An 18,690-nucleotide genomic window follows, 5' to 3' on the forward strand; every position below is an offset into this window, starting at 1 on the left:
GATCGGCTTATGGTGCCCTGACAGCCCATGGGAAAAGCTGACTGCAGACAGAATCACAGTTGGCCACAGCCAGGCCGTGACCGAGAACGACAGCGTGGACCGAGGAGAGAGCTGTGAGCACCGAGAACGAGGGCAACGAGGTACCCAAGGCCCCGTCCGCACCTCCCGTGCCGGTGGACACTCCCGCTGCTTCCGCCGATCCCGCGCCCCCCGCGGGACCGGCGCCGCACGCGCCGGGCGCCGCGGCCGGAGCCTGGCCGCCGCCCCCGCCGCCGCCCGCCGTTCCTTCGTACGCGCAGGGCGCAGGAGCGGGCTCCACGTGGGGCGCCTCGTACGCGGCGCAGCACCCCGAAGGGCCGAAGCCCGCGGGCCGGCGCGGTGGCCTGATCGCAGCGGTGCTCGTGGCCGCGCTGGTCGCGGGTGGAATCGGCGGCGGCATCGGCTTCTGGGCGGCCGACCGCAACGACGACGACGCCACGGACTCGACCACGGTCTCCGCATCGGACACCCCGGCCGACCTCAAGCGGGAGCCCGGCTCGGTCGCCGGCATCGCCAACAAGGCGCTCCCGAGCGTCGTCACCATAGACGCCCAGGGGGGCAACGGCGAGGGCGGCACGGGCACCGGCTTCGTCTACGACAAGCAGGGCCACATCCTCACCAACAACCACGTGGTGGCCTCCGCCGCCGACGGCGGAAAGCTCGCGGCGACGTTCTCGAACGGCAAGAAGTACGACGCCGAGGTGGTCGGCCGTGCCGAGGGCTACGACGTGGCGGTCATCAAGCTCAAGAGCAAGCCCGCGGACCTGAAGCCGCTGCCCCTCGGCAACTCGGACCGGGTGGCGGTCGGCGACTCGACGATCGCCATCGGCGCCCCCTTCGGCCTCTCGAACACGGTCACGACCGGCATCGTCAGCGCCAAGGACCGCCCGGTGACCTCCAGCGACGGCGCCACCAGCAAGAGTTCGTACATGAGCGCCCTGCAGACCGACGCCTCCATCAACCCGGGCAACTCCGGAGGCCCGCTGCTCGACGCGCGGGGCGCGGTCATCGGCATCAACTCCGCGATCAAGCCCGCGGAGAGCGGCGGCGGCCTCGGCGGCGGCGGCCAGTCCGGTTCCATCGGCCTGGGCTTCGCGATCCCGGTCAACCAGGCCAAGTACGTCGCCGAGCAGCTGATCAAGAACGGCCAGGCGGTCTACCCGGTCATCGGCGCCTCGGTCTCCCTGGGCGAGGACACGGGCGGTGCCACGATCTCCCAGGAGGGCGCGAGTGGTTCGCAGGCGGTCACCCCGAACGGCCCGGCGGACCAGGCGGGCCTCAAGCCCGGCGACGTCATCACGAAGCTCGACGACACGGTGATCGACAGCGGTCCGACCCTGATCGGCCAGATCTGGACCCACAAGCCGGGCGACAAGGTCAAGATCACGTTCGAACGCGACGGCAAGGAGCGCACGGTCGACGTGGTCCTGGGCCAGCGCAAGGGCGAGAGCTGACCCGCTACTCTTGACCCCGCACCGCCCTGACCGGCGGTGCGGGGTGGGTTGCCCGAGCGGCCTAAGGGAACGGTCTTGAAAACCGTCGTGGCGCGAGTCACCGTGGGTTCAAATCCCACACCCACCGCTTGCAGGTCAGAGTATTGACTGGTCAGAAGGGGTGTCTCTCACTGAGAGGCACCCCTTCTGCGTTGAGCCTGTCTCACCCTGACTCGCCCGTATCCCACCTTTGACCAGTACGTATGGGCCATCTGTGGGCCAGGACGGCACTACTCGTCATCGGCCAACCCTTGGGCGATGAGCTGGTTCGAGCGCCCCTGATTGCCCTTGAGGATCTTGGCGTAGAAGCGGTAGAGCACGGCGATGCTGTGCCCTGCTCGCGCCGCGACCTCCACGGGGTCTACGCCCGACTTGATCCAGAGGGAGACGCCAGCGTGGCGGAGCGAATACGGCACCTTTGCGAGGGGAGTTGCCGCATCCTCCTCGGACAGAACCTCAGCACGAGCCGCCTCCCACAGATCGCAGTACTCGGTCGAGCGAACCCGCCCACCCCCGGCAGCACGGAACAGACGACCATCTGATGCAGTCCCGTGCTCCGCGAGGTGCGCCCGCAGCAGCCGCACGAGGACGGGCGGAATCGGCACTGAGCGGGTCGCCCCCCGAGCCCTTCGCTTCAAGCTTCGCGCCTCGTACGAAGCCCCGTCATCCGTCCATCCACCACCCACTTCCGGGCGGCTTTCACCGAGCAACAGCTCACCCCAATGCTCCCGAGATTCCTCGTCGTCTGGAGGCAGCGTGCAATCCACATGCTTCAACGAAGCGATCTCAGCGGGACGCATCGCGGCGTAGTACAGGCACCCGAAGAACGCTTCGAGATGACGGCCGCGCCGCCCGGAATCCCGCACGGCCTTGAGGAACGAGCGCGCCAGAGCGGGGCCAGGGACGTACCGGAAATCGATCTCGTCATCGGTCTCGGGGGGCGTCCAGTCGACGCGAGCGAGGGGGTTCGCGGACAGAAGGCCTTTCTCCTCGACGGTGTACCGAAGGAAGTTGCTCAGGACCATGCGCTTTCTGCGGGCCGTGTTCTCTGCTGCCTTCTTGCCGTCCATCCGGCGGGAGAGAGCTTCCAGGGCAGGGCGAAGCAGCGCGGGGTCCTCCAGCGCGCTGACCTTCATCGAGTGGCCAGAGAGCCAGGACAGGGCTTCACGGATCTCTGCCGTCGGCTCCTCGACCTTGTGGCGAGAGGCCAGCTTGCCGTCAGGGTCCGGCAGAGCCCGGAAGGCCCACTGATAGAGAGCCGCTCGCAAGACCTTCGCGTCCGGCGCCCCACGGGTCGTGGTGACGAGCGTCGGCGTGACGACCGCGAGTGCTTCGGCGATGCCGGCGCGGTGCTTGGCCGCAGCGCGGGGCCACTTCATGAGCGCGTATGCGGTCGCGTGCTCGTACCAGGTGGGAGAGGAGAGAGCGGCCAACTCGCGTGCAGGCAGGCCGGTTTCCTCGTCGAACTGCTCTCGCTCCCGCAGGGCGGTCAACAGTTCTGACTGACGTCCTTCTGCCTGCGGCTTGAGCTTGTAGCTGCGTGAGTGCGGGCGGGGGCCCACCCTCCAACGGAGTTCGAAAGGCTTCGGACGCCCCGCGCGCTTGCGGATGGACCAGACATCAACGTCGTACGTGAGCATGAGGCTCCCAATGGCGAGGGGCCCACCGGATCGGTGGGCCCCTGGGGTCAGTTGAGTTGGACTAGGCGGCGTTCTGCTCGCAGAGTTCCCACCACACGTCCAGGTCGCGGCGGCTCACGCGAACCTGCCCGTTGGGGAGCTTGCGGAGCTTGGGGGCACGGCCGCGTGCGCGCATGCGGTAGAAGGCGGCGCGGCTCATGCCGATCTCGTCGAGGACTTCGGGGAGCTTGAGCATCTGGGGGCGTGCCACGGGTGCGACTCCTTCATGCGAGAGCGAGGGGGCGACGCCCCCTACCTGTCAGGTCCGCTACTTCCGCTACCGCCGCTACCGCGCAGGTCAGGGGCCTGTTGGAGGTAGCGGGAAGGGGTAGCGGTAGCGGATAGGTAGCGGCAACCGTGGTCGGTTGCCGCTACCGCATCGCTGCTGGTCAGGCCGCGTTTTCGGTGCCGGGTAGCGGAGGTAGCGGACTTTCAGGGGGTGGGGGGCAGTACCGCTGCCACGCGTCGTGGAGATCACTGGCGTAGTAGCCCTTGAGGACCCCGCCTCCGGTCTTGATGTTGCGGGAGGTGACGGGGTCGCCGTCGGCGGTGACGTACTCGCTGAGCATCCGAGACAGGCGCCGGTTGTCGAGGGGCTTGCCGCCGATGTCGGCCCATGGGGCGTCGTCCAGGGCGTTGAGCCGGTCGAGGATGGCGACGGTGGGAAGTCGGTCGATGCCGCTCAGGACGTGGTCGCGCAGGTCCGTGAGCAGGCGGATGCCGATGCTGCCTTTGTCGTTGATCCGGGAGGCTTTGACGAAGGCGATGCAGGCTTCGCGGGCGCGGTCGGGCCAGTGGCCACCGGCCGCGTCTGCGATGGCGAGCAGCGGTTCCCACACGTCGGCGGGCCGGTCTGCCACGCCTTCGGGCATCTCGGGGAAGACGTCGGTGACTTGCTCCTGGATGCCTTCCGTCCACTTGGCGAGGCGGTCACGGATCTTGTTGCCTTCGCGCACGTGGATGCGGGTGCGGAAGGCTTCGACCTTCTCGTTCCTGGCCCGGCGGCGCATGCGGACGATGACCGAGCGAGTCATGATCGTGTCGGGTAGCCTGCCGAGCCCTGCGACAGCCACGGCGCAGTACGAGGGGAAGGCCTGTACTTGCTGGTTGGCGCCGTCTCCGACACACCGGTAGGTGTCGCGCCCCCGGGTGTGGCCTGCGTTGATGAACCCTCGGAGCTGCTCGTTCTCTCCGGCCTTGGGGCCAAAGATGGTGTCGATCTCGTCGAACAGGATCGTGGGGCGTCCGCCGTCGATGCCCGAGACGGACCGGAACAGGGCTGCGGCGGATGCGTCCACGGCCGCCATGGCGCGCGGCACGAGCGTCTCAACCACTTCCAGAGCGCGCGACTTCCCTGATCCCGGTTCAGGGCTCAGGAAGGCGAGCCGCGGGGTGGAGTCGAAGGCATCGAGCAGATGCGCGTGCGCGTCCCACAGCGTGACCGCGACGTATCCGGCTTCGGAGGGGAAGACGTTGAAGCGGCGGTGGAAGGCTTCCACCTCGTCCAGCAGTGCGGCGCCGTCGGTGTGGTCGGTCATGCGGCGGCCCTTCCTTCCTGGGGAGTGCGCAGGGGACATGCCTCGCGGTGTGCGGCGTGGTCGTCGATGAGGGCGAGCACCTTGCGGTGGCCGACGGCGCTGCGGTCACGGCCGCACAGGCACCGTGACGTCGCGGTGGGGACGGCGCCCTTCGGAGCGACGATGTGCAGCCACGCCACGGGGAACCGTCCGTCGCCGCGTGGCGGGTCAGGGAGAAGAGCTGAAAGGACGCCTTCGGCGACGCCCTTCGGCTCGCCCACGGCCGTCCGGGGCGCGGCTTGTTCGGCGCGGCGGGGGCCCGTCGGGGCAGGGGTGATGCTCTTCAGAGGGGGGCGGGTCGGGGCGCTCATGCCGCGTCCCGGCGACGCTGGTTGTGTGCGATGGACCAGTTCAGTGCGCTGCGCAGAGTCGATCGGCACTCGGATGCGGACAGGCCGGCCGCCTCCCCCGCCTCCTGAAGAGCCTCCTCAACCACGTACTGGGGCAGGTCGCCCCACGCGACGAACCGCCCCAGGGCTCGCGCCGCCGCGAACAACCTTGCCTCGCGCTCCCCGAGTTGAGCCCCGGAGACGTTGCGGGTCTCATTGGCGAGCGCGATGTCAGCGTATCGACGGGATTCTGCCGTTACGGCCACTGAGGGAGCCCGTGACGGCTTGGGGGCGGGCTTGAGGATGCTCAGCAGCCATCCGGGCAGTGAGGCCGCCACAGGGCCTCCTGCGGCTTCGTACCGTCCGGCGGGGGTGATGCTGCCCGCCCCGACGACGTAGCCGCCCCATGCGCGGGTGTCGACCAACGGCGCGATGGTGCCTGCGGTATTGGTCAGCCGCACGCCGGACGGAGCAGCGAAGTACAGGTGCTGTCCGCCGCTTGCGGTCCGCGTCCGGCAGGTGTCGGGGACGGTGTGGCCGGTGCGCTCGCAGAGCGCCTTGAAGGTCGTCACGCCGCAAGGCGTGTCCGAACTGCCGTTGTCCTTGGGCATGTCGAGATCGACGACCAGCAGCCCAGACGGGCCGGTGGCGATACCGACGTTGAACGCACCGTGCGACCAGGTGGCGCGGATACGCTCCGGGTCGGTGGTGGCGCGCTGCTCCCACTTGCGGTGTCCGTTCGCGCAGACGCCGGTGCGGGGGCAGGCGGTTTCGCCGTGCAGGGCAGGCCGCTTGGTGCCGGGGCGGAGCGGGAAGACGTGCCAGCCACGCTCAGCAGCCGCCAGAGCAGCGTTCAGCAGGCGCTCACTCATGCCGCCACCCCCAACGATGCGTGGGAGGTGAGGAAGGCGCGGCCGATGTGCTCGCTATAGGCGGGCGGGATGGCTTCGGTCAGTTCCTCGCGGACGTCGGTCCAGTCGATGCCCATGGCGACCTGAAGCTCCGAGACGGACGGTTTACCCCCGCCGTTGCCGTAGGCGGCCACGTACGGGCCGTCGAAGTACCGGCCGTGGCGGTAGCCGCGCACCCGACCCCGGTGAGGGACGTGCGCCGGCTGCTCGATGCTCCAGCCGCCCAACTCGAAGTTGCGGTGGCGGATGACGCCCAGTCCGAACATCTCGCCGCACAGGGTGAGGTCTTTGCGGATGGCGGCGCGGCCGTTGGGCTGCTCGATGACGTAGGGCAGACCTGTCTTGTCGAGCAGCTCACGCGTGGGCGCCACCAGGTCGACGTGCGAGCCGCCCCATCCCTGCGACCGGTTGGTTCCCACGGTCAGCGCGCACCCTGCCTGGCACGGGCAGGAAGCATGGACGAACGCGTACTGCTTGATCTCGCCCGTGGTGATGAGGTGGGCGAGGTGTTCGAGGGCGTCGCCCTTGTGCTGCGGGAAGGGGTAGTTGGGTCGGTCGGCGATGTCGCAGCCGTGCACGGCGAAGCCAGCGTGGGCGTAGCCCGTGGCGGCGCCGCCGGCGCAGGAGAACAGGTCCAGCAGTAACGGCCGATGGCCGTCTCGCCGGATGTCAGTGGGTTGCGTCATGCTGGGGTATCTCCAGTTCCTTGGTTGGTTCTGGCTGGCAAGGGCGGCCCCGGTTCTTTGGCGAGATGCGGGGGCCGCCCTTGGCGTAGCTAGAAGGGCGGTTCGTCGCTGAAGCCGGCGGGCGGCTTCGGGCGCGGGAGCGGCAGGATGAGCAAGCACCAGAGCTCGTTCCAGCACGAGCACGGCTCCCAGTCGGAATCGACGTACTCGCTGTCGCCGTAGAAGTGCTCGATGGCACCCAGGCCCGAGCAGCGCGAGCAATTCGGGCGGGGCGTGTCGGTCAAGGCCAGCGCCCGGCGGGGGCAGCCGACGACCGTGAGGCGGAGTCGGAGCATGGGGGTGGGTCTCCTTTCAGGGCAGTTCAGGGCTGGTTGTTGGTCTTGGCCCACACGCCGCTCGTGCGGCTGTGGACGGTTCGCCGGTCCTGGTGGACGGGGCCCTGGTAGTGGTGGTGGATGTCCGGGGCGGGCTTGGCGCGCTTGGCGAGCCGGGCGAGGGCGAGCACGAGCGCGGTCGGGGCGCCGAAGACGAGGCCGCACACGATCGGGTCGGCGAACTGGGACACGTACATGAGCACGGCGGCCGTGCCGCCGACCATGGCGGTGGTGGTGCCGCCGGCGAGCATGAGCACGCTGGCGTCGGTGGCGCCCTGGCTCATCGGGGGCCGTCCGGGCTGGGCGACGGCTGGCGTGTCGCCGTGGGCGGGCACGGGGGTGTCGTCGCGGTAGGCGGTGGGCCGGTAGGCGTCGGCGATGATCCGGCGAGCCTCGATCTGGGCCTGAACGTCACTCAGTCCAGTACCTGTGGACGTCGCTTCCGGGGTGGTATCGGAGTGCATGCGGAATCCCTTCGGGAGAACGGGCAGGGAGGCGAAGGCACCCCCTGCCGGTGGCGGTGTGGAGGGGGTTTCCGGGGGCTGACCTGCGGTGCCTCCCTGCCTCCCTGATGGGTAATTTGTGCAGGTCAGGGCCAGGGATGCGGGCCAGGGAGGGGTTCAGGGAGTTCTCCCTGCCTCCCTGACCCGCAGGGGGTGCGTCTCCCTCTACTTCGTGGCGGAAGCGGAACCGTCGCCGTCGCGGTTCTTGAGGGCGCGGGCGAGGCGCTCGCGGCCTACGACCATGACGCCGTCGGACTTGTAGGGCTCGGCGCCGGTGCCGTCGAGGGCGCGCTTGAGGTTGAGGAACGACCACGTGCCGTACGCGTCCTCGTTGAGCGCGGCGAGCCGCTTGAGGACGTCCTGGGTGCGCACGCGCGAGGCATCCCCGAGCACGGAGAAGATGTCGGCGAGCTGGTCGCGCTGCTTGCCGCGCTCGATGACGTGCAGGGTGGTGACGCCGTCGCGCAGGGCCTTGGCGCGCTCGGTGATGGCTTCGGCCGCGTCGTCGTCGATGTAGTGCGTGCGCACCGTGATGGACGACTGTCCGGCGGGGATGGCGATGCCGTCGGACGCAACGACCAGCGTTCCCCGGTCCAGGCCCGGACGCAGCAGATTCGGCGCGGCCCCGCCGTCCACCGCCTTGTCCCCGAGCGCCATGCGGGCCTGCGACTCGGTGCCCAGCGCGAGGGAGGCGCGGGTGTGGGCGCCCTCGCGGACCAGCTTGGGCAGGTTCTCGTTGGTGGGGTCCTGGGTGCCCTGCCACATCAGCACGTTCACGGCCCGGCCCTGGTTGTGGATTTTGCGGACGGCCATGAAGTAGCGGGAGTTGGCCTTGGAGCCGCCGTAGGGGCGCTTGTCGTCGTCCTTGGCCGGGCACATGAACGCCACCTGCGCCTCATCCACCAGCACGATCAGCGGCGGGAACACGGTGCCGGGCGGGGCCTGGATGCGGCGGTTCATCTCGTCGACCGCGCCCTCGACCATCTCGGTGACCTGGATGACGTGCTCGTCGGTCGGGCCCTGGATCAGGGTGGTGGCGAGGCCGTCGAACATGGCCCAGTCGCCCACGCCCTTGAGGTCGCCCATGAGGAACTGCACCGACTTGTCCAGCGCGAGCCACAGGGCGAGCGAGCGCAGGGCGACGGTCTTGCCCTGGTTGGACAGGCCGGTGATGAGCAGATGGCGCTGGTACAGGCTCAGCGCCGCCGCATCGCCGCGCAGGTCCTGACCCCAGGGGGCGCGGCCCTTGGCGTAGTCGGCGGTCATCGTGTCGTCGGTGACCAGCGGCGAGGGGCCGATCGGCTCATCCAGCGCGCCGGAGTCGGCGATCCACAGCCGCACCGTGCGGGCGGCTTCGGGGATGGTGATGAACACCTCGTGCTCGTGCCGGGTCAGGTTCTCCGCGAGCTTGCGGCGCTTGTTCTGCACCTCGATCGTCGACACCCCCGAGGGGAGGGTGACATCGACTTCCACGCCGCATCCGGCGATCCGGATCGGGCCGAGCATGGCGGCGCCGGCGTCGCCCATCTCCTTGATGGCGTTGCGCAGCGCGGGCACCCCCAGGTCGCCCAGGGCCTTGACGACGATGGAGGGGGTGATGGGCTCGCCCTCGCCGTTGCGCACTCGTTCAGGCAGTGCCCAGTTGGGGGCGGCCTGCTGGTGCCGTCCCACGCTCCACAGCGCGAGCAGCGCGAGGAACGGGCCGATCGTGAGCGCGGGGCCCCATACGACCTGCACGATGCGTATCAACAGAGCGATGAAGTCGATCGTGGCCGCGAGCGGGGTCAGGACGTCTTTGGCCTCCCCGTTGTTGATGGCCATCACGATGCCGAGCGCGACCAGCGAACCGATGCCCATCCCGGTGCCGACCACGACGCCCTTGGCCGCGTCGACCGGGGAGTGCAGCAGGTCCATGCGGCGGCGGTGACGGGCCTCGCGGAAGCGCTGAAGGCGGTCCTCCCACTCTTCGGCCACCTCGTAGTTGCCGGCCGCCTCGGCCGCACGGAGCAGGCGCTCGTAGCGGGCCCCGGTACGGCCATCCCACGTACGACGGCCCACGATCCTGGTGCCGCCCACCACGTACATGGTGTGGCGGACCGCCAACCGGCCCGCGCCCTTGGTGCGTTCGTGCGTCGCGGCGGTCTTGATGGCGCGTCCGGAGCGCACCCACAGCGGCACCACCGGCGCGGGCGGAACCGTGGGCATCGGCGGGACGACGGTCAGGGCCGGGGTGGTGTCGGGGGTGGACGGTTCGGGGTTCTTGTGCAGGTGAACGACGTTCTCGCTCATGACGGACAAACTCCTGACTACCCCTACAGGGGCGGGAAGTTGAGGGGGCGGGGCGCCCGCGGGCGGGTCACCACCAGCAGCCGGAGGACTTCTTGGCGGCCTTGGCGGTGGCGGCCTCGTTCACCACGCGCTGCCGCTCGCTCTGCAAGGCGGTGATCTCCGCCTCCAGCCGGGTGACGGCCGCGTCCCAGGCCGTGTCCGCCCGCTCCTCGTCGCGGTCGCCGCTCTTGTGCCGCGCGACCTTCATCGAGCCGCTCGCGGCGGCGGAAAGGAGGGCGCGGCGCTCACGGCCGGTCAGCGGCCACAACTGCCGATCCCGGGCGGCCTCCAGCTTGCGGGTGGTCACCCGGATCTCACGGTCCAGACGGCGGGTATCGGGCTTGCCCATGGTCAACCCCTCCTCGGGGACATGTAGTTGAGGTCAGCGGGTTGTTCGTCGCGGCGGATGCACGGTTCGCAGGCGCCTTGGGAGGTGCGGATGACGTATCCGGCATCGACGTGGCAGCGGGGGCAGATCCGGCGGGGCCGCATCATCGCCTCGTGCGCCCGCCAGCGGGCCGGGGTCATCGGCCGTACGGGCTTGGCCCGGTCGACGCGGTAGAGGTAGGCCACCCCCAGACCGCGCGACCAGCGCCACAGCACCTGAGCGGCCACGTCCTGCCCGCCGGGCCGCAGGCCCCGCGCCCGCAGCTGCGTGCGGGTCGCCAAGCCGTCGGGGGCGCAGTGCAGGGGGTAGGTGGGGATGCCGTACTTCTCGCCGTCCGGATCGAAGTACCGGGCCAGCGAGCGGGCCATCAGGCCGCCGCCGCAGCGTGCTGAGCGCGTTCGGCCTTGAGCGTGTCGCGCAGCATGCGGGCGTTCTTCGGCGAGGTGTGCACCGCCAGGCGGATGCCCTCAGCGGTCAGCCTCGCATCCGGCCAGTCGGTCGTCACCGTGCGCGCCTCATCGAGCAGCTGCTCCGGGGTGCGCTTGGGGCGAGGTGATCGGGCAGCGTCGGGGACGCGGCCGGTGGCCCCGCGCGGGCGGGTCGATTCCGCCGCCACCGCGCGCGGCTCGATCGGGGCGGCCGGGGTCGGCTCGATCGCCGGAAGCGGCTTGAGCGGGAGAGTCGACTTCAGGAAGCCGACCGGCACCGGAGTCGGCAGCGCCACCCGGTTCACGGTGATCGGCGCGGGGGTCGATACCGGCAGGTCAGCCGTAGACTGATTACTGATGGTATCGGTAGATTCCTCCGCATTTGTGGTCGGAGGATCGATCGGGGCGGGCCGGTGGTGCAGGACCTTGGCGACCAGATCCGATCCGAAGTAGATCGACCCGACCGGCAACGAGGTAGCCAGCAGCACCAGGGCCCAGTTCGCCGGGTCCCAGTCCGCGAGCCGACCCCAGTCGACCGTCCGGCCGTGCAGTTCCGGCACCAGCCCGTGGACGTAGTTCAGGACCAGCGAGGCGAGGGTGTAGGTGCCCAGCACGCGCAGCGCGAACGTCCGATCCCGCCCGGCGAGCACGAGGGTGGCGACCAGGGCGAGCGCCATCAACCCGTCGACCACGAACGGGTAGAGCGTCGCCGCCGTGGCATCGGCGCCCACCGCGTTGGCGATGTCCCGCAGCGCGTTCCACGAGACGCGGAAAGCCATGCCGACCACCGCGACCAGCGCGGCAATCAGGAGGATCTTTCCCTTGCGGTTCATGCCGCACCGCCGATCCGACGCAGCCGACGGCCGTGCAGCAGCCAACCGGCGAACTGCACCGCAGCCCCGCCCACCACCGTGAACCGGCAGGCGGGCTCATGCAGCACGAGCAGGCCGACGGCCGCGCCCATCATGGCCAGCGAGCCCAGCATGATCAGGGCCAGAGCCCAGCCGCCGGGGGAAGGCTTCGCGCTCATACCAGCGCACCCCCGACCTGGATGAGGGCGGCGAGGATGAGCAGGGCGCCGCCCGCGCGGGTCAGGTCGATCGCGCGCTGAAGGCCGGTGAACTTGACCACCGCGATGCGAGACAGACCCGCGATGTCCGCGCTGAGGTCCATGGCCAGGGTGGCGCTGATCTCCTCAGCGGTGAGCGTGGCCCACAGCGGGAAGCCGTGCCGGCCACCCAGGTTGGGACGCACCGACTTCAGCAGCAGCGCGGCCGCCGCGAGCAGCAGCCCCGTGCCCAGACCGCCCGCGATGTAGGCGGGCACCGAGAGAGGCGCGTCCTTGGCGACCGTCCAAGTACCGGCGAGCAGCGCGCCGATGAAGGCGAGCAGCAGGCTGGTCTTGGTATCGGTCCGGGCGATCTCCGCTTTCACTTCGGCGTGCGCGGCCCGCAGATTCGACTCAGTGGCACTCACGCGCCCACCCCCGCGGTAGCCGTGGCGGCGGTGTTGGCGAGCGTCACGCGGGCGGCGAGGGCCTTGCGGCGGGCCCGGCGAAGGCGCCGTGCGTCCAGATCGTTGGGCGTGCGGTCAAGGGTGATGATCTGCGCGTCCAGCAGCTCGACGTCCGCCAGGATGACGGGCATCTCCAGCTCGATGGCCTCCAGCTCAGCGGCCGTCGGCTCCATGAACGGCTCGAACGCGGTAACAGCCTCTTGAACAGTGACGATGTGCTTCATGGGTCGTGACTCCTTAGAGGTGGAACGGCCCGAACAGCGGCTCCTGGGAGGCACCCCAGGAGCCGCGCGCCGTTAAGTGGGGAAAGCCGCGTCTCTTCGCGCGGCACGGTCGCCGGGGCGACCGCGGTCACCGCCAGATGGACTGCTTCTTGGGCGCCTTGCCCTCGGGCGGGCAGCCGTTGTGCAGGTGATCCAGGCACGGCCCGCAGTCCTCGCCGGGCTTCAGCCGGCGGTGGATGCTCTTGTCGTGGGCGTGCGTCCAGCACTGCCGGCACTGGCCAGGAGGCGGCGGCTTCATCGGTTGGCCTTCTTGTGCTGCTGGGCGATGTTGGCGGCGGTGAGGCTGTTCCGGCCCGCGTACTTGTGGAACCCGCAGCGGCACTTGACGACCCAGGTGCCGTCAAGCGCGGTCGAACGTCGGATGGACGTGACGTGCTTCGCCATGACAGTCCTCTCGGGAAGGAGTTCGGGTCTCTCCCGGCTCCCCCCGCCCCGCCCGTACGACAACGTGAGCGGCCGGACGGGCGAAGGAGGCAACCGGCCGCAGCGCATGGGCGCTGCGAAGGATGTGGTTGCGCTGTACATCACGCGGAGGTTCCGCGTAGCCGCCTACTTGGCCGAGGAGAGGCGGCGTGATCCCCATTCAGTTGTCAAAGACCAACCACTCCCCAGCGAGCACTCCCGCGTGAAGCGGGACCCGCCGGGCATGGTGCTGTACGTGACACCCCGTACGCCTTGTCTGGAGGAGTGCCGTGACATGAGAATGCCCACTGGCACTTGGAGAGTCAAGCCCCCTGGTCTAACTTGTATGGAGTAGTTGGAGCGGTGAGACGGAGGGGACACATGCGGCGCGGACTTACGAAGGCGCAAGAGATCGCGGCTGACCTGCGAGAGCAGATCGATTCGGGTCAGCTAGAGGGCGGTCAAGCGCTTCCCAGTGAAGCCAAGCTGATGAGCCAGTACGGCTACAGCCGCGAAACCGTTCGTGCCGGCGTCCGGGCCCTGGTTGATGAGGGCCTGGTCGTGACGGGGCAGGGGCAGGGGAAGTACGTCCGTGAGGACTACCCACCGGTCGTTTGGAACTGGACGACCCTAGAGAGCCGCAAACGTCACGCCACCGCCGTGGAAGGGCAGACGGCTGGCGACCAATGGGCCAGCGCCGTTGCCGATGAGGGCAAGAGCCCCCGGCAGGAGATCAGCGTCTCCATCGTCGAGCCTCCCAAGCATGTCCATGCAGCGCTAGCTCTGCCTGAGGGCGGCCTTGCGGTGGCGCGCAAGCGGGTGCGATACGTCGACAACCGGCCGTACGCCCTCGCGGACTCGTACTTTCCGCAGGAACTCGTTTCCGGTACCCCGCTGATGGAACCCCGTGACGTGTCCGCACCTGGAGGAGTCCTCGCATCCGTCGGTCTCGTTCAAGCGAAGTACCGCGATGAGATCGCCGTACGGATGCCGACCCTCAAGGAGGCTGAGCTGCTGGCACTGCCATCAGCAACCCCGGTCGCCGAGCACACCCGGACTGGTTACGACGGAGACGGAAAGCCTCTCCGCTGCATGGTCACGATCCTCCCAGGAGACAGGCACAAGATCCTCTATGAAGTCGATGCCGACTGAGTACCTTCGCCCTGCCGCAGCTGAGGACGTACCCGCGCTCATGGCGTTGAGGACGGAAGCTGAGCAGTGGCTGCACGCAAGAGGCACGGATCAGTGGAATGACCGCGAGGCTGGTGAGAGAGCGATCAGCAAATGGCACGCCACGATCGATGACGGACGGGCTTGGATTGTCGTAGACGACAGCGGGGCAGCGCTGGCCACCGTCAGCCGGGGGCCCATTGATCGCGACTTCTGGAACGACGACGACAGGCCGGAATCCGCGTTCTACCTCTACAAACTGATCGTGGCGAGGTCGGCGGCAGGGAGGCAGCTCGGCGTTCGAATCGTCGACTGGGCTTCCCGCGTCGCCGCCCTGGAGGGGCGCGACTGGGTCCGCATCGACACCTGGCGTACGAACACGGGACTGCATGCCTACTACGAGCGTCTGGGCTTCAAGCATGTTCGGACGGAGGCGCCTTCGCACCGCCGGTCCGGGTGGCTTGCACAGAGATCGTCAGACGCCATCTCGCTGCCGGACCATCCTTTGGCCGTAGGTAGGCATTGACAATCGCGAGCCCTCGATAAAAAACGGCCCTGGTCTGTTGACCAGGGCCGTTCTTCGTAAGCCTTCACTGTGCTCCGGCTAGCTCATCCAGCGTCTGGAAGTAGCGGGCGTGAGTCTTAAGCAGGTCATCTCGACTGCGTGCCGTGAGAACGACCACTTCGATGTTGTCGTGATCACCCTGCTCGCGCTCGACGCGGAATCGCGCTGCCAAGGCATCCTTGCGATGCGTGAACTCTTGCTCGCGCAGGAGGCGGCCCGCAGCGCGGTCGTACACCACAAGCACGTTAGTCATGCTCCGAGCGTACACGTCCGAAGCGCTCAGCGAGAGACCTCGCTTCCCGCTCAAGCGTCTTGTAGCCAGTGATGCTGACCTCGACACCTTCGATCACCGACCGTGCCTCATCGAGGTGCTCTCCCATCGTCGCCTTCAAGGCTTCCGCTCGCTTGGGTGGCGTAAGCGGGTCGGTAAGAAGGTCCTCCAGCTCAGCGACGTTGGCGCTCATTTCCAGGAGGAGTTTGATCAAAGTATTTACGTTCTTCTTGGTGAAGCTGATCGCTTCAATAGTTCTTTTCAGTGGAGGATCAGCCTCGGGGCTCAGCCCTAGGAGCTGAGGAACCTCACGCTCCCCCGGCAGCCACCATTCTTCGCCGTACCGGATCTCGCGCCCGACGAGGTCAGCCAACTTCTCAAACACTTCCGCCCAATTGTGCTGAAAGCGAGTGCGAACTTGCACCTCAACTGGGACGCCGTCAGGGAAGACGATCACGTGTACTGCACGGTAGCCCTGCCGAGGGTCTTCCCTGCGATCAATCAGCTTGGGAGTCTTCGCACACCCTGAGAAGCGCTGCATGACTTCCTCGGCTACCTGATCTTGCGCGCGCAACCCACCTTCGATGACCACACGCAGGCCAGCTAGATCCTGAATGCTCTTCAACCAGGTTCCACCGTGCCGCCGCAGTTTTTCCAAGATCGTTCCGGTGTTTTTCAAGCGCCCCGTTGGCGCATAGCCAAGGTCGCGAACCTCACTACTGGCAGCATCAAGTACCTCGTCATAAGCGCCAAGCAGTGCAGCGAGGTCATCAAGATCAGCCTGAGCAGGAGGCGACTGGTCGACCAGACGCCGACCCAAGCGCTCAATCTGCGACTTCGAGAAGGGCAGGACCATACCCCCTCTTGTAGCACCTTCCGCAGCCTAGCCAGCTCGATTTAGCACCTCACGGAGGGCAGGACCCTACGCTGACCACAGCGCACATCGTGCACCGTTCGGTACAGGCATTCGCCCTAAGGTCCGGGAGTGATGGCGCTTGCCGTGCGCTGGATCCTCGCCCAGCTCTGAGCGGACCAAGCGAGGAGGGGAGCGGGAGCCCATTTCAGGACCTGGTGGGCCATGTGTGGGCCAGAAGGCGCCTGCGGGTGGGACGTGACGGCGTTTTAGCAGCTCAATGCAGGTGTAGGGGGCGATGGCGCGGCGGTCTTGAAAACCGTCGTGGCGCGAGTCACCGTGGGTTCAAATCCCACACCCACCGCTTAAGGGGCCTGTTGGGCCTGGTGAGAAGGGGCGTCCGGAAGTTTCCGGGCGCCCCTTCCTCGTGCCGTCTCGCGCCGGTTCATTGCGCCGGTTCCCCGTGCCGTCCTCGCGCCGGGGGTGGGGCTGGCGACACCCCCAAGAGGCCGGGTCGCCGTATGTCGGCGGGCGCGCGGATTCGCGAACGTGGAGGACATCAGCACGGCACGTCCCCACCGTCCTCACCGCGAAGATCTGAGGCCCCGCCATGAGCACAAGCACCCTGCCGTACGCAGCCGATCCCTCTGCTCCGTCCGCTCCGTCCGCCGCGGGTCCTGCGCGGTCCCCCGGCTTCTGGCGGGCGCCGTTCGCCGCCACGACCTACCGGGAGATCGGCTACACCGTCGCCTCGCTGCCCATCGCCGTCGTCGGTTTCACCTTCGCCGTGACGATGTTCTCGCTCGGCATGGGGCTGTTCGTCACCGTGCTCGGACTGCCGGTGCTTGCCGCCGCGTTGGCGGGCGCGCGGGGGCTCGGTGCCGCCGAGCGGGGGCGGGCGCGGGCCGGCCTCGGGGTCGACGTCGCCGGGCCCGCCCCGGTGCGGACCTCGCCGGGAGAGGGAGTGTGGGCCGGGATGCGCGCCCGGCTCGCGGACGCCGCGGGCTGGCGGGCGCTGCTCTTCCAGGTCGTGATGTTCCCCGCGCGCGTGACGTCTTTCGTGCTCACCGTGACCTTCCTGGTCACCGGCTGGGTGGTCGCGCTCCTGCCGGCGTACTCCTGGGTGTTCCCGCACTACCTCGACTGGCCGGGCTACCGGCTGTTCGACTACACATCGGGCGGCGAGCACCACGCGTACTACCTGGAGTCGCCGTTGCAGATCGCCGGTGCCTCCTTGCTCGGCCTCGCCATCGTCTTCCTCACCCCGAAGCTGGTCCGCGCCCTGACGAACATCGACCGCGCGGCGGTGCGTTCGCTGCTCGGGTAGTGGCCCCCTACGCGTGACCGGTGAGGCGGGCCGCCGACGCGATCGTCGAGCGGGCCTCGCGTTCCGTCAGGCCGACCCGGAGTGCGGCATCGGTGAGTTCGCCCGACAGGGCCTCGCCGATGCCGTTCTCGTACGCGCGGCAAGCGGCCCAGAAGAGACGGGTGTTGCGCTGGCCCTCGTGCGCGGCGAGCACGAACTGGACGAGCCCCTGGCCGTGCTGGACCTGCGGCTTCGCAGGTCCCGTGTGGTGCGCGCGGGGCGGCGGCATGAGCAGCCGCAGGAGCGCGGGCGGGCATGCGCCGGGCGGGAGTTGAGCGGTGCCCGGCACGGTGCTGTAGACGCCGTGTTCGGTGCGCGAGCCGGGGCCGACGAGATAGCCGCCGGCGCCCCGGATGTCGATGCCGGGGGCGAGGCGGCCCGCGGAGTTGGGGATGACGGCGTCGGGCGGGCCCGAAAGCCAGATGTGGCGGCCGCCGCTCGGGGTCACCACGACGACCGTGGCCGGGATGGTGAACAGGTGGCGCAGCGCCAGTTCCCGCAGGGCGGCCGAGGCGTCCGTACCGGACTTGGTGTCCAGGTCGATGCCGATCAGATGGTGTGGGGGCAGCCCGCAGGCGATGCCGTATCCGCTGGCCCAAGGGGCGGCGGCGAAGAGCTCGCGGATACGGCGCGGGTCGGTCGACGCGTCGTACACGCCGTGTCCGAGGCGGCCGCATTCGCCGTGGCAGGGCGTCGGTTCGGGCTGCTCGTGGTGGGGGGAGCGCAGGGCGGGCAGCTTGGTGCGGGAGAGCGGGATGACGGCGAGGCCGCGCTCGGCGGCGGACAGGGCGTGGGCGAGTGCGAGCGCTGTGGCATGGCGGTCGATGGTGGCCATGCCACCATTTTCGTACGAGTGTTCGAAGAAGGGAAGAGGGGGAGGCCCCGACACGCGCCGGAAGCGCGGATGGGAGCCCTCTTCTTCGTGGGACGCCGGAACGCTTCAGCGCTTGCGGCGCCTGGGTTTGGGCGGGTTGCACGGGGCTGAGCTGGGGCTTTGGCGGCGCGAAGCGTGTTTATCGACTTGTACTCACGCTTGCGGGGGAATCGGGGCTTCCGGGGTGGTTCGCCGGGGATTCGGTGGGCAACTCTGGACTCGCGACGTCGTGCAGAACCCGAGGCGGTCGGCCAACTGCCTTGGAACAAGCCGTACTTCTGGTACTCCCGGCACATTGCCGGTGCGTACCTCCCGTTCTGGAGGAATTGACATGGCAAGCATCCGTACCGCCCGCGTCATCGCCGCTGCCGCGGCCCTGCCCTTGGCCGCCGCGCTCTTCTCCGGTGTCGCGATGGCTGACAACGGCTCCTTCGCGGACGACGGATCGAACGCGGGCGTGGCCACCGTCAACGGCAGTGGTGTCGGCGACGACAACAGCGGCAACTCGAACACGACGCAGCAGCAGGCGGTCGGCAACGGAGCCTCGAACCAGAACAACAATGCTCAGGTGAACGGCTCCGGGTTCACGGCGATCGACCAGGCGAACGCGAACGTCGCGGTCAACTTCACCGAACTCTGGTGAGGTAACGGCCGT

25 protein-coding genes and 2 tRNA genes are annotated in these 18,690 nt (G+C 68.8%); 7 read left to right on the forward strand and 20 right to left on the reverse strand.

Annotated features, from left to right (window positions below; all coding sequences use genetic code 11):
* Positions 1–113 precede the first annotated feature (113 nt).
* Entirely contained in the window at positions 114–1,493 is a 1,380-nt protein-coding gene (locus AB0G47_RS32145; protein ID WP_360777200.1) for a trypsin-like peptidase domain-containing protein, read from the forward strand.
* A 42-nt stretch (positions 1,494–1,535) separates the two neighbouring features.
* Positions 1,536–1,620, forward strand: a tRNA-Ser gene (locus tag AB0G47_RS32150).
* 142 nt (positions 1,621–1,762) lie between these two features.
* On the opposite strand, the gene AB0G47_RS32155 is transcribed toward AB0G47_RS32150, so the two are convergent.
* The 17 genes from AB0G47_RS32155 to AB0G47_RS32235 all read right to left on the reverse strand — a co-directional run bounded on the left by AB0G47_RS32155 (position 1,763) and on the right by AB0G47_RS32235 (position 12,918).
* Positions 1,763–3,172, reverse strand: a complete 1,410-nt coding sequence (locus tag AB0G47_RS32155) for a site-specific integrase (RefSeq protein ID WP_360777202.1) — start codon at positions 3,170–3,172, stop codon at positions 1,763–1,765.
* Positions 3,173–3,233: 61 nt separating this feature from the next.
* On the reverse strand, positions 3,234–3,422 hold the full coding sequence (locus AB0G47_RS32160) for a helix-turn-helix domain-containing protein (RefSeq protein ID WP_360777204.1): 189 nt from the start codon (positions 3,420–3,422) through the stop codon (positions 3,234–3,236).
* Positions 3,423–3,600: 178 nt separating this feature from the next.
* Positions 3,601–4,749, reverse strand: a complete 1,149-nt coding sequence (locus AB0G47_RS32165; protein ID WP_360777206.1) for a DUF3631 domain-containing protein — start codon at positions 4,747–4,749, stop codon at positions 3,601–3,603.
* A complete protein-coding gene (locus AB0G47_RS32170; RefSeq protein WP_360777208.1) occupies positions 4,746–5,099 on the reverse strand; it encodes a hypothetical protein in 354 nt (117 codons plus the stop codon). The genes AB0G47_RS32165 and AB0G47_RS32170 overlap by 4 nt, the downstream gene beginning before the upstream one ends.
* Positions 5,096–5,989: a bifunctional DNA primase/polymerase gene (locus tag AB0G47_RS32175; protein ID WP_360777210.1), complete on the reverse strand. Its 894-nt coding sequence runs from the start codon at positions 5,987–5,989 to the stop codon at positions 5,096–5,098. Before AB0G47_RS32175 ends, AB0G47_RS32170 begins: the two co-directional genes overlap by 4 nt.
* Complete coding sequence (locus AB0G47_RS32180; RefSeq protein ID WP_360777212.1) at positions 5,986–6,714, reverse strand: DNA methylase; 729 nt, start codon at positions 6,712–6,714, stop codon at positions 5,986–5,988. The genes AB0G47_RS32175 and AB0G47_RS32180 overlap by 4 nt, the downstream gene beginning before the upstream one ends.
* 89 nt (positions 6,715–6,803) lie before the next feature.
* Positions 6,804–7,049 carry a hypothetical protein gene (locus tag AB0G47_RS32185; RefSeq protein ID WP_360777214.1) on the reverse strand — a complete coding sequence of 82 codons (246 nt, stop codon included), beginning with the start codon at positions 7,047–7,049 and terminating at the stop codon, positions 6,804–6,806.
* A 26-nt stretch (positions 7,050–7,075) separates the two neighbouring features.
* The gene (locus tag AB0G47_RS32190) at positions 7,076–7,552 is read right to left on the reverse strand and encodes a hypothetical protein (protein ID WP_360777216.1); all 477 of its coding nucleotides are present in this window, start codon (positions 7,550–7,552) and stop codon (positions 7,076–7,078) included.
* A 204-nt stretch (positions 7,553–7,756) separates the two neighbouring features.
* Positions 7,757–9,880, reverse strand: a complete 2,124-nt coding sequence (locus AB0G47_RS32195; protein ID WP_360777218.1) for an FtsK/SpoIIIE domain-containing protein — start codon at positions 9,878–9,880, stop codon at positions 7,757–7,759.
* Between the two features lie 67 nt (positions 9,881–9,947).
* A complete protein-coding gene (locus AB0G47_RS32200; protein WP_360777220.1) occupies positions 9,948–10,268 on the reverse strand; it encodes a hypothetical protein in 321 nt (106 codons plus the stop codon).
* Positions 10,269–10,270: 2 nt separating this feature from the next.
* On the reverse strand, positions 10,271–10,675 hold the full coding sequence (locus AB0G47_RS32205) for an RRQRL motif-containing zinc-binding protein (RefSeq protein ID WP_360777222.1): 405 nt from the start codon (positions 10,673–10,675) through the stop codon (positions 10,271–10,273).
* Entirely contained in the window at positions 10,675–11,568 is an 894-nt protein-coding gene (locus AB0G47_RS32210) for a DUF2637 domain-containing protein (RefSeq protein WP_360777224.1), read from the reverse strand. The genes AB0G47_RS32205 and AB0G47_RS32210 overlap by 1 nt, the downstream gene beginning before the upstream one ends.
* The gene (locus AB0G47_RS32215) at positions 11,565–11,765 is read right to left on the reverse strand and encodes a hypothetical protein (RefSeq protein ID WP_360777226.1); all 201 of its coding nucleotides are present in this window, start codon (positions 11,763–11,765) and stop codon (positions 11,565–11,567) included. Before AB0G47_RS32215 ends, AB0G47_RS32210 begins: the two co-directional genes overlap by 4 nt.
* On the reverse strand, positions 11,762–12,211 hold the full coding sequence (locus AB0G47_RS32220) for a Pycsar system effector family protein (protein ID WP_360777228.1): 450 nt from the start codon (positions 12,209–12,211) through the stop codon (positions 11,762–11,764). The genes AB0G47_RS32215 and AB0G47_RS32220 overlap by 4 nt, the downstream gene beginning before the upstream one ends.
* Positions 12,208–12,474, reverse strand: coding sequence for a DUF6284 family protein (locus AB0G47_RS32225; protein WP_360777230.1), 267 nt, complete (start codon positions 12,472–12,474; stop codon positions 12,208–12,210). The genes AB0G47_RS32220 and AB0G47_RS32225 overlap by 4 nt, the downstream gene beginning before the upstream one ends.
* A gap of 127 nt (positions 12,475–12,601) precedes the next feature.
* Complete coding sequence (locus tag AB0G47_RS32230) at positions 12,602–12,772, reverse strand: pRL2-8 (RefSeq protein WP_360777232.1); 171 nt, start codon at positions 12,770–12,772, stop codon at positions 12,602–12,604.
* Entirely contained in the window at positions 12,769–12,918 is a 150-nt protein-coding gene (locus tag AB0G47_RS32235; RefSeq protein WP_360777234.1) for a hypothetical protein, read from the reverse strand. The genes AB0G47_RS32230 and AB0G47_RS32235 overlap by 4 nt, the downstream gene beginning before the upstream one ends.
* A gap of 399 nt (positions 12,919–13,317) precedes the next feature.
* Between AB0G47_RS32235 and AB0G47_RS32240 the strand changes: the two genes are divergently transcribed.
* Both AB0G47_RS32240 and AB0G47_RS32245 read left to right on the forward strand, forming a co-directional pair.
* On the forward strand, positions 13,318–14,088 hold the full coding sequence (locus AB0G47_RS32240; RefSeq protein ID WP_360777236.1) for a GntR family transcriptional regulator: 771 nt from the start codon (positions 13,318–13,320) through the stop codon (positions 14,086–14,088).
* A complete protein-coding gene (locus AB0G47_RS32245) occupies positions 14,078–14,632 on the forward strand; it encodes a GNAT family N-acetyltransferase (RefSeq protein WP_360777455.1) in 555 nt (184 codons plus the stop codon). Before AB0G47_RS32240 ends, AB0G47_RS32245 begins: the two co-directional genes overlap by 11 nt.
* A 64-nt stretch (positions 14,633–14,696) precedes the next feature.
* On the opposite strand, the gene AB0G47_RS32250 is transcribed toward AB0G47_RS32245, so the two are convergent.
* A complete protein-coding gene (locus AB0G47_RS32250; RefSeq protein WP_360777237.1) occupies positions 14,697–14,924 on the reverse strand; it encodes a hypothetical protein in 228 nt (75 codons plus the stop codon).
* The gene (locus tag AB0G47_RS32255) at positions 14,917–15,798 is read right to left on the reverse strand and encodes a RelA/SpoT domain-containing protein (protein ID WP_360777239.1); all 882 of its coding nucleotides are present in this window, start codon (positions 15,796–15,798) and stop codon (positions 14,917–14,919) included. Before AB0G47_RS32255 ends, AB0G47_RS32250 begins: the two co-directional genes overlap by 8 nt.
* Before the next feature lie 282 nt (positions 15,799–16,080).
* Here AB0G47_RS32255 and AB0G47_RS32260 point away from each other — a divergent pair.
* Both AB0G47_RS32260 and AB0G47_RS32265 read left to right on the forward strand, forming a co-directional pair.
* A tRNA-Ser gene (locus tag AB0G47_RS32260) sits at positions 16,081–16,156 on the forward strand.
* A gap of 249 nt (positions 16,157–16,405) precedes the next feature.
* Positions 16,406–17,122, forward strand: coding sequence for a sensor domain-containing protein (locus AB0G47_RS32265; RefSeq protein ID WP_360777241.1), 717 nt, complete (start codon positions 16,406–16,408; stop codon positions 17,120–17,122).
* Between the two features lie 7 nt (positions 17,123–17,129).
* Here AB0G47_RS32265 and AB0G47_RS32270 read toward each other — a convergent pair whose 3' ends face one another.
* A complete protein-coding gene (locus tag AB0G47_RS32270; RefSeq protein ID WP_360777242.1) occupies positions 17,130–17,996 on the reverse strand; it encodes a bifunctional DNA primase/polymerase in 867 nt (288 codons plus the stop codon).
* A gap of 370 nt (positions 17,997–18,366) precedes the next feature.
* Here AB0G47_RS32270 and AB0G47_RS32275 point away from each other — a divergent pair, with 370 nt between their 5' ends.
* A complete protein-coding gene (locus AB0G47_RS32275; protein WP_360777244.1) occupies positions 18,367–18,678 on the forward strand; it encodes a hypothetical protein in 312 nt (103 codons plus the stop codon).
* Positions 18,679–18,690: the final 12 nt, after the last annotated feature.

It is taken from the genome of Streptomyces sp. NPDC021622, assembly GCF_040640795.1.
Lineage (GTDB): Bacteria > Actinomycetota > Actinomycetes > Streptomycetales > Streptomycetaceae > Streptomyces.

Bases quoted from the DNA above. Each gene is read 5' to 3' on its own strand.
- AB0G47_RS32250 (WP_360777237.1), bottom strand. From the start codon at position 14,924: ATGACTAACGTGCTTGTGGTGTACGACCGCGCTGCGGGCCGCCTCCTG.
- AB0G47_RS32230 (WP_360777232.1), bottom strand. From the start codon at position 12,772: ATGAAGCCGCCGCCTCCTGGCCAGTGCCGGCAGTGCTGGACGCACGCC.
- AB0G47_RS32215 (WP_360777226.1), bottom strand. From the start codon at position 11,765: ATGAGCGCGAAGCCTTCCCCCGGCGGCTGGGCTCTGGCCCTGATCATG.
- AB0G47_RS32245 (WP_360777455.1), top strand. From the start codon at position 14,078: ATGCCGACTGAGTACCTTCGCCCTGCCGCAGCTGAGGACGTACCCGCG.
- AB0G47_RS32180 (WP_360777212.1), bottom strand. From the start codon at position 6,714: ATGACGCAACCCACTGACATCCGGCGAGACGGCCATCGGCCGTTACTG.
- AB0G47_RS32185 (WP_360777214.1), bottom strand. From the start codon at position 7,049: ATGCTCCGACTCCGCCTCACGGTCGTCGGCTGCCCCCGCCGGGCGCTG.
- AB0G47_RS32240 (WP_360777236.1), top strand. From the start codon at position 13,318: ATGCGGCGCGGACTTACGAAGGCGCAAGAGATCGCGGCTGACCTGCGA.
- AB0G47_RS32225 (WP_360777230.1), bottom strand. From the start codon at position 12,474: ATGAAGCACATCGTCACTGTTCAAGAGGCTGTTACCGCGTTCGAGCCG.
- AB0G47_RS32190 (WP_360777216.1), bottom strand. From the start codon at position 7,552: ATGCACTCCGATACCACCCCGGAAGCGACGTCCACAGGTACTGGACTG.
- AB0G47_RS32235 (WP_360777234.1), bottom strand. From the start codon at position 12,918: ATGGCGAAGCACGTCACGTCCATCCGACGTTCGACCGCGCTTGACGGC.
- AB0G47_RS32200 (WP_360777220.1), bottom strand. From the start codon at position 10,268: ATGGGCAAGCCCGATACCCGCCGTCTGGACCGTGAGATCCGGGTGACC.
- AB0G47_RS32210 (WP_360777224.1), bottom strand. From the start codon at position 11,568: ATGAACCGCAAGGGAAAGATCCTCCTGATTGCCGCGCTGGTCGCGGTG.
- AB0G47_RS32255 (WP_360777239.1), bottom strand. From the start codon at position 15,798: ATGGTCCTGCCCTTCTCGAAGTCGCAGATTGAGCGCTTGGGTCGGCGT.
- AB0G47_RS32195 (WP_360777218.1), bottom strand. From the start codon at position 9,880: ATGAGCGAGAACGTCGTTCACCTGCACAAGAACCCCGAACCGTCCACC.
- AB0G47_RS32205 (WP_360777222.1), bottom strand. From the start codon at position 10,675: ATGGCCCGCTCGCTGGCCCGGTACTTCGATCCGGACGGCGAGAAGTAC.
- AB0G47_RS32175 (WP_360777210.1), bottom strand. From the start codon at position 5,989: ATGAGTGAGCGCCTGCTGAACGCTGCTCTGGCGGCTGCTGAGCGTGGC.
- AB0G47_RS32265 (WP_360777241.1), top strand. From the start codon at position 16,406: ATGAGCACAAGCACCCTGCCGTACGCAGCCGATCCCTCTGCTCCGTCC.
- AB0G47_RS32165 (WP_360777206.1), bottom strand. From the start codon at position 4,749: ATGACCGACCACACCGACGGCGCCGCACTGCTGGACGAGGTGGAAGCC.
- AB0G47_RS32275 (WP_360777244.1), top strand. From the start codon at position 18,367: ATGGCAAGCATCCGTACCGCCCGCGTCATCGCCGCTGCCGCGGCCCTG.
- AB0G47_RS32155 (WP_360777202.1), bottom strand. From the start codon at position 3,172: ATGCTCACGTACGACGTTGATGTCTGGTCCATCCGCAAGCGCGCGGGG.
- AB0G47_RS32170 (WP_360777208.1), bottom strand. From the start codon at position 5,099: ATGAGCGCCCCGACCCGCCCCCCTCTGAAGAGCATCACCCCTGCCCCG.
- AB0G47_RS32270 (WP_360777242.1), bottom strand. From the start codon at position 17,996: ATGGCCACCATCGACCGCCATGCCACAGCGCTCGCACTCGCCCACGCC.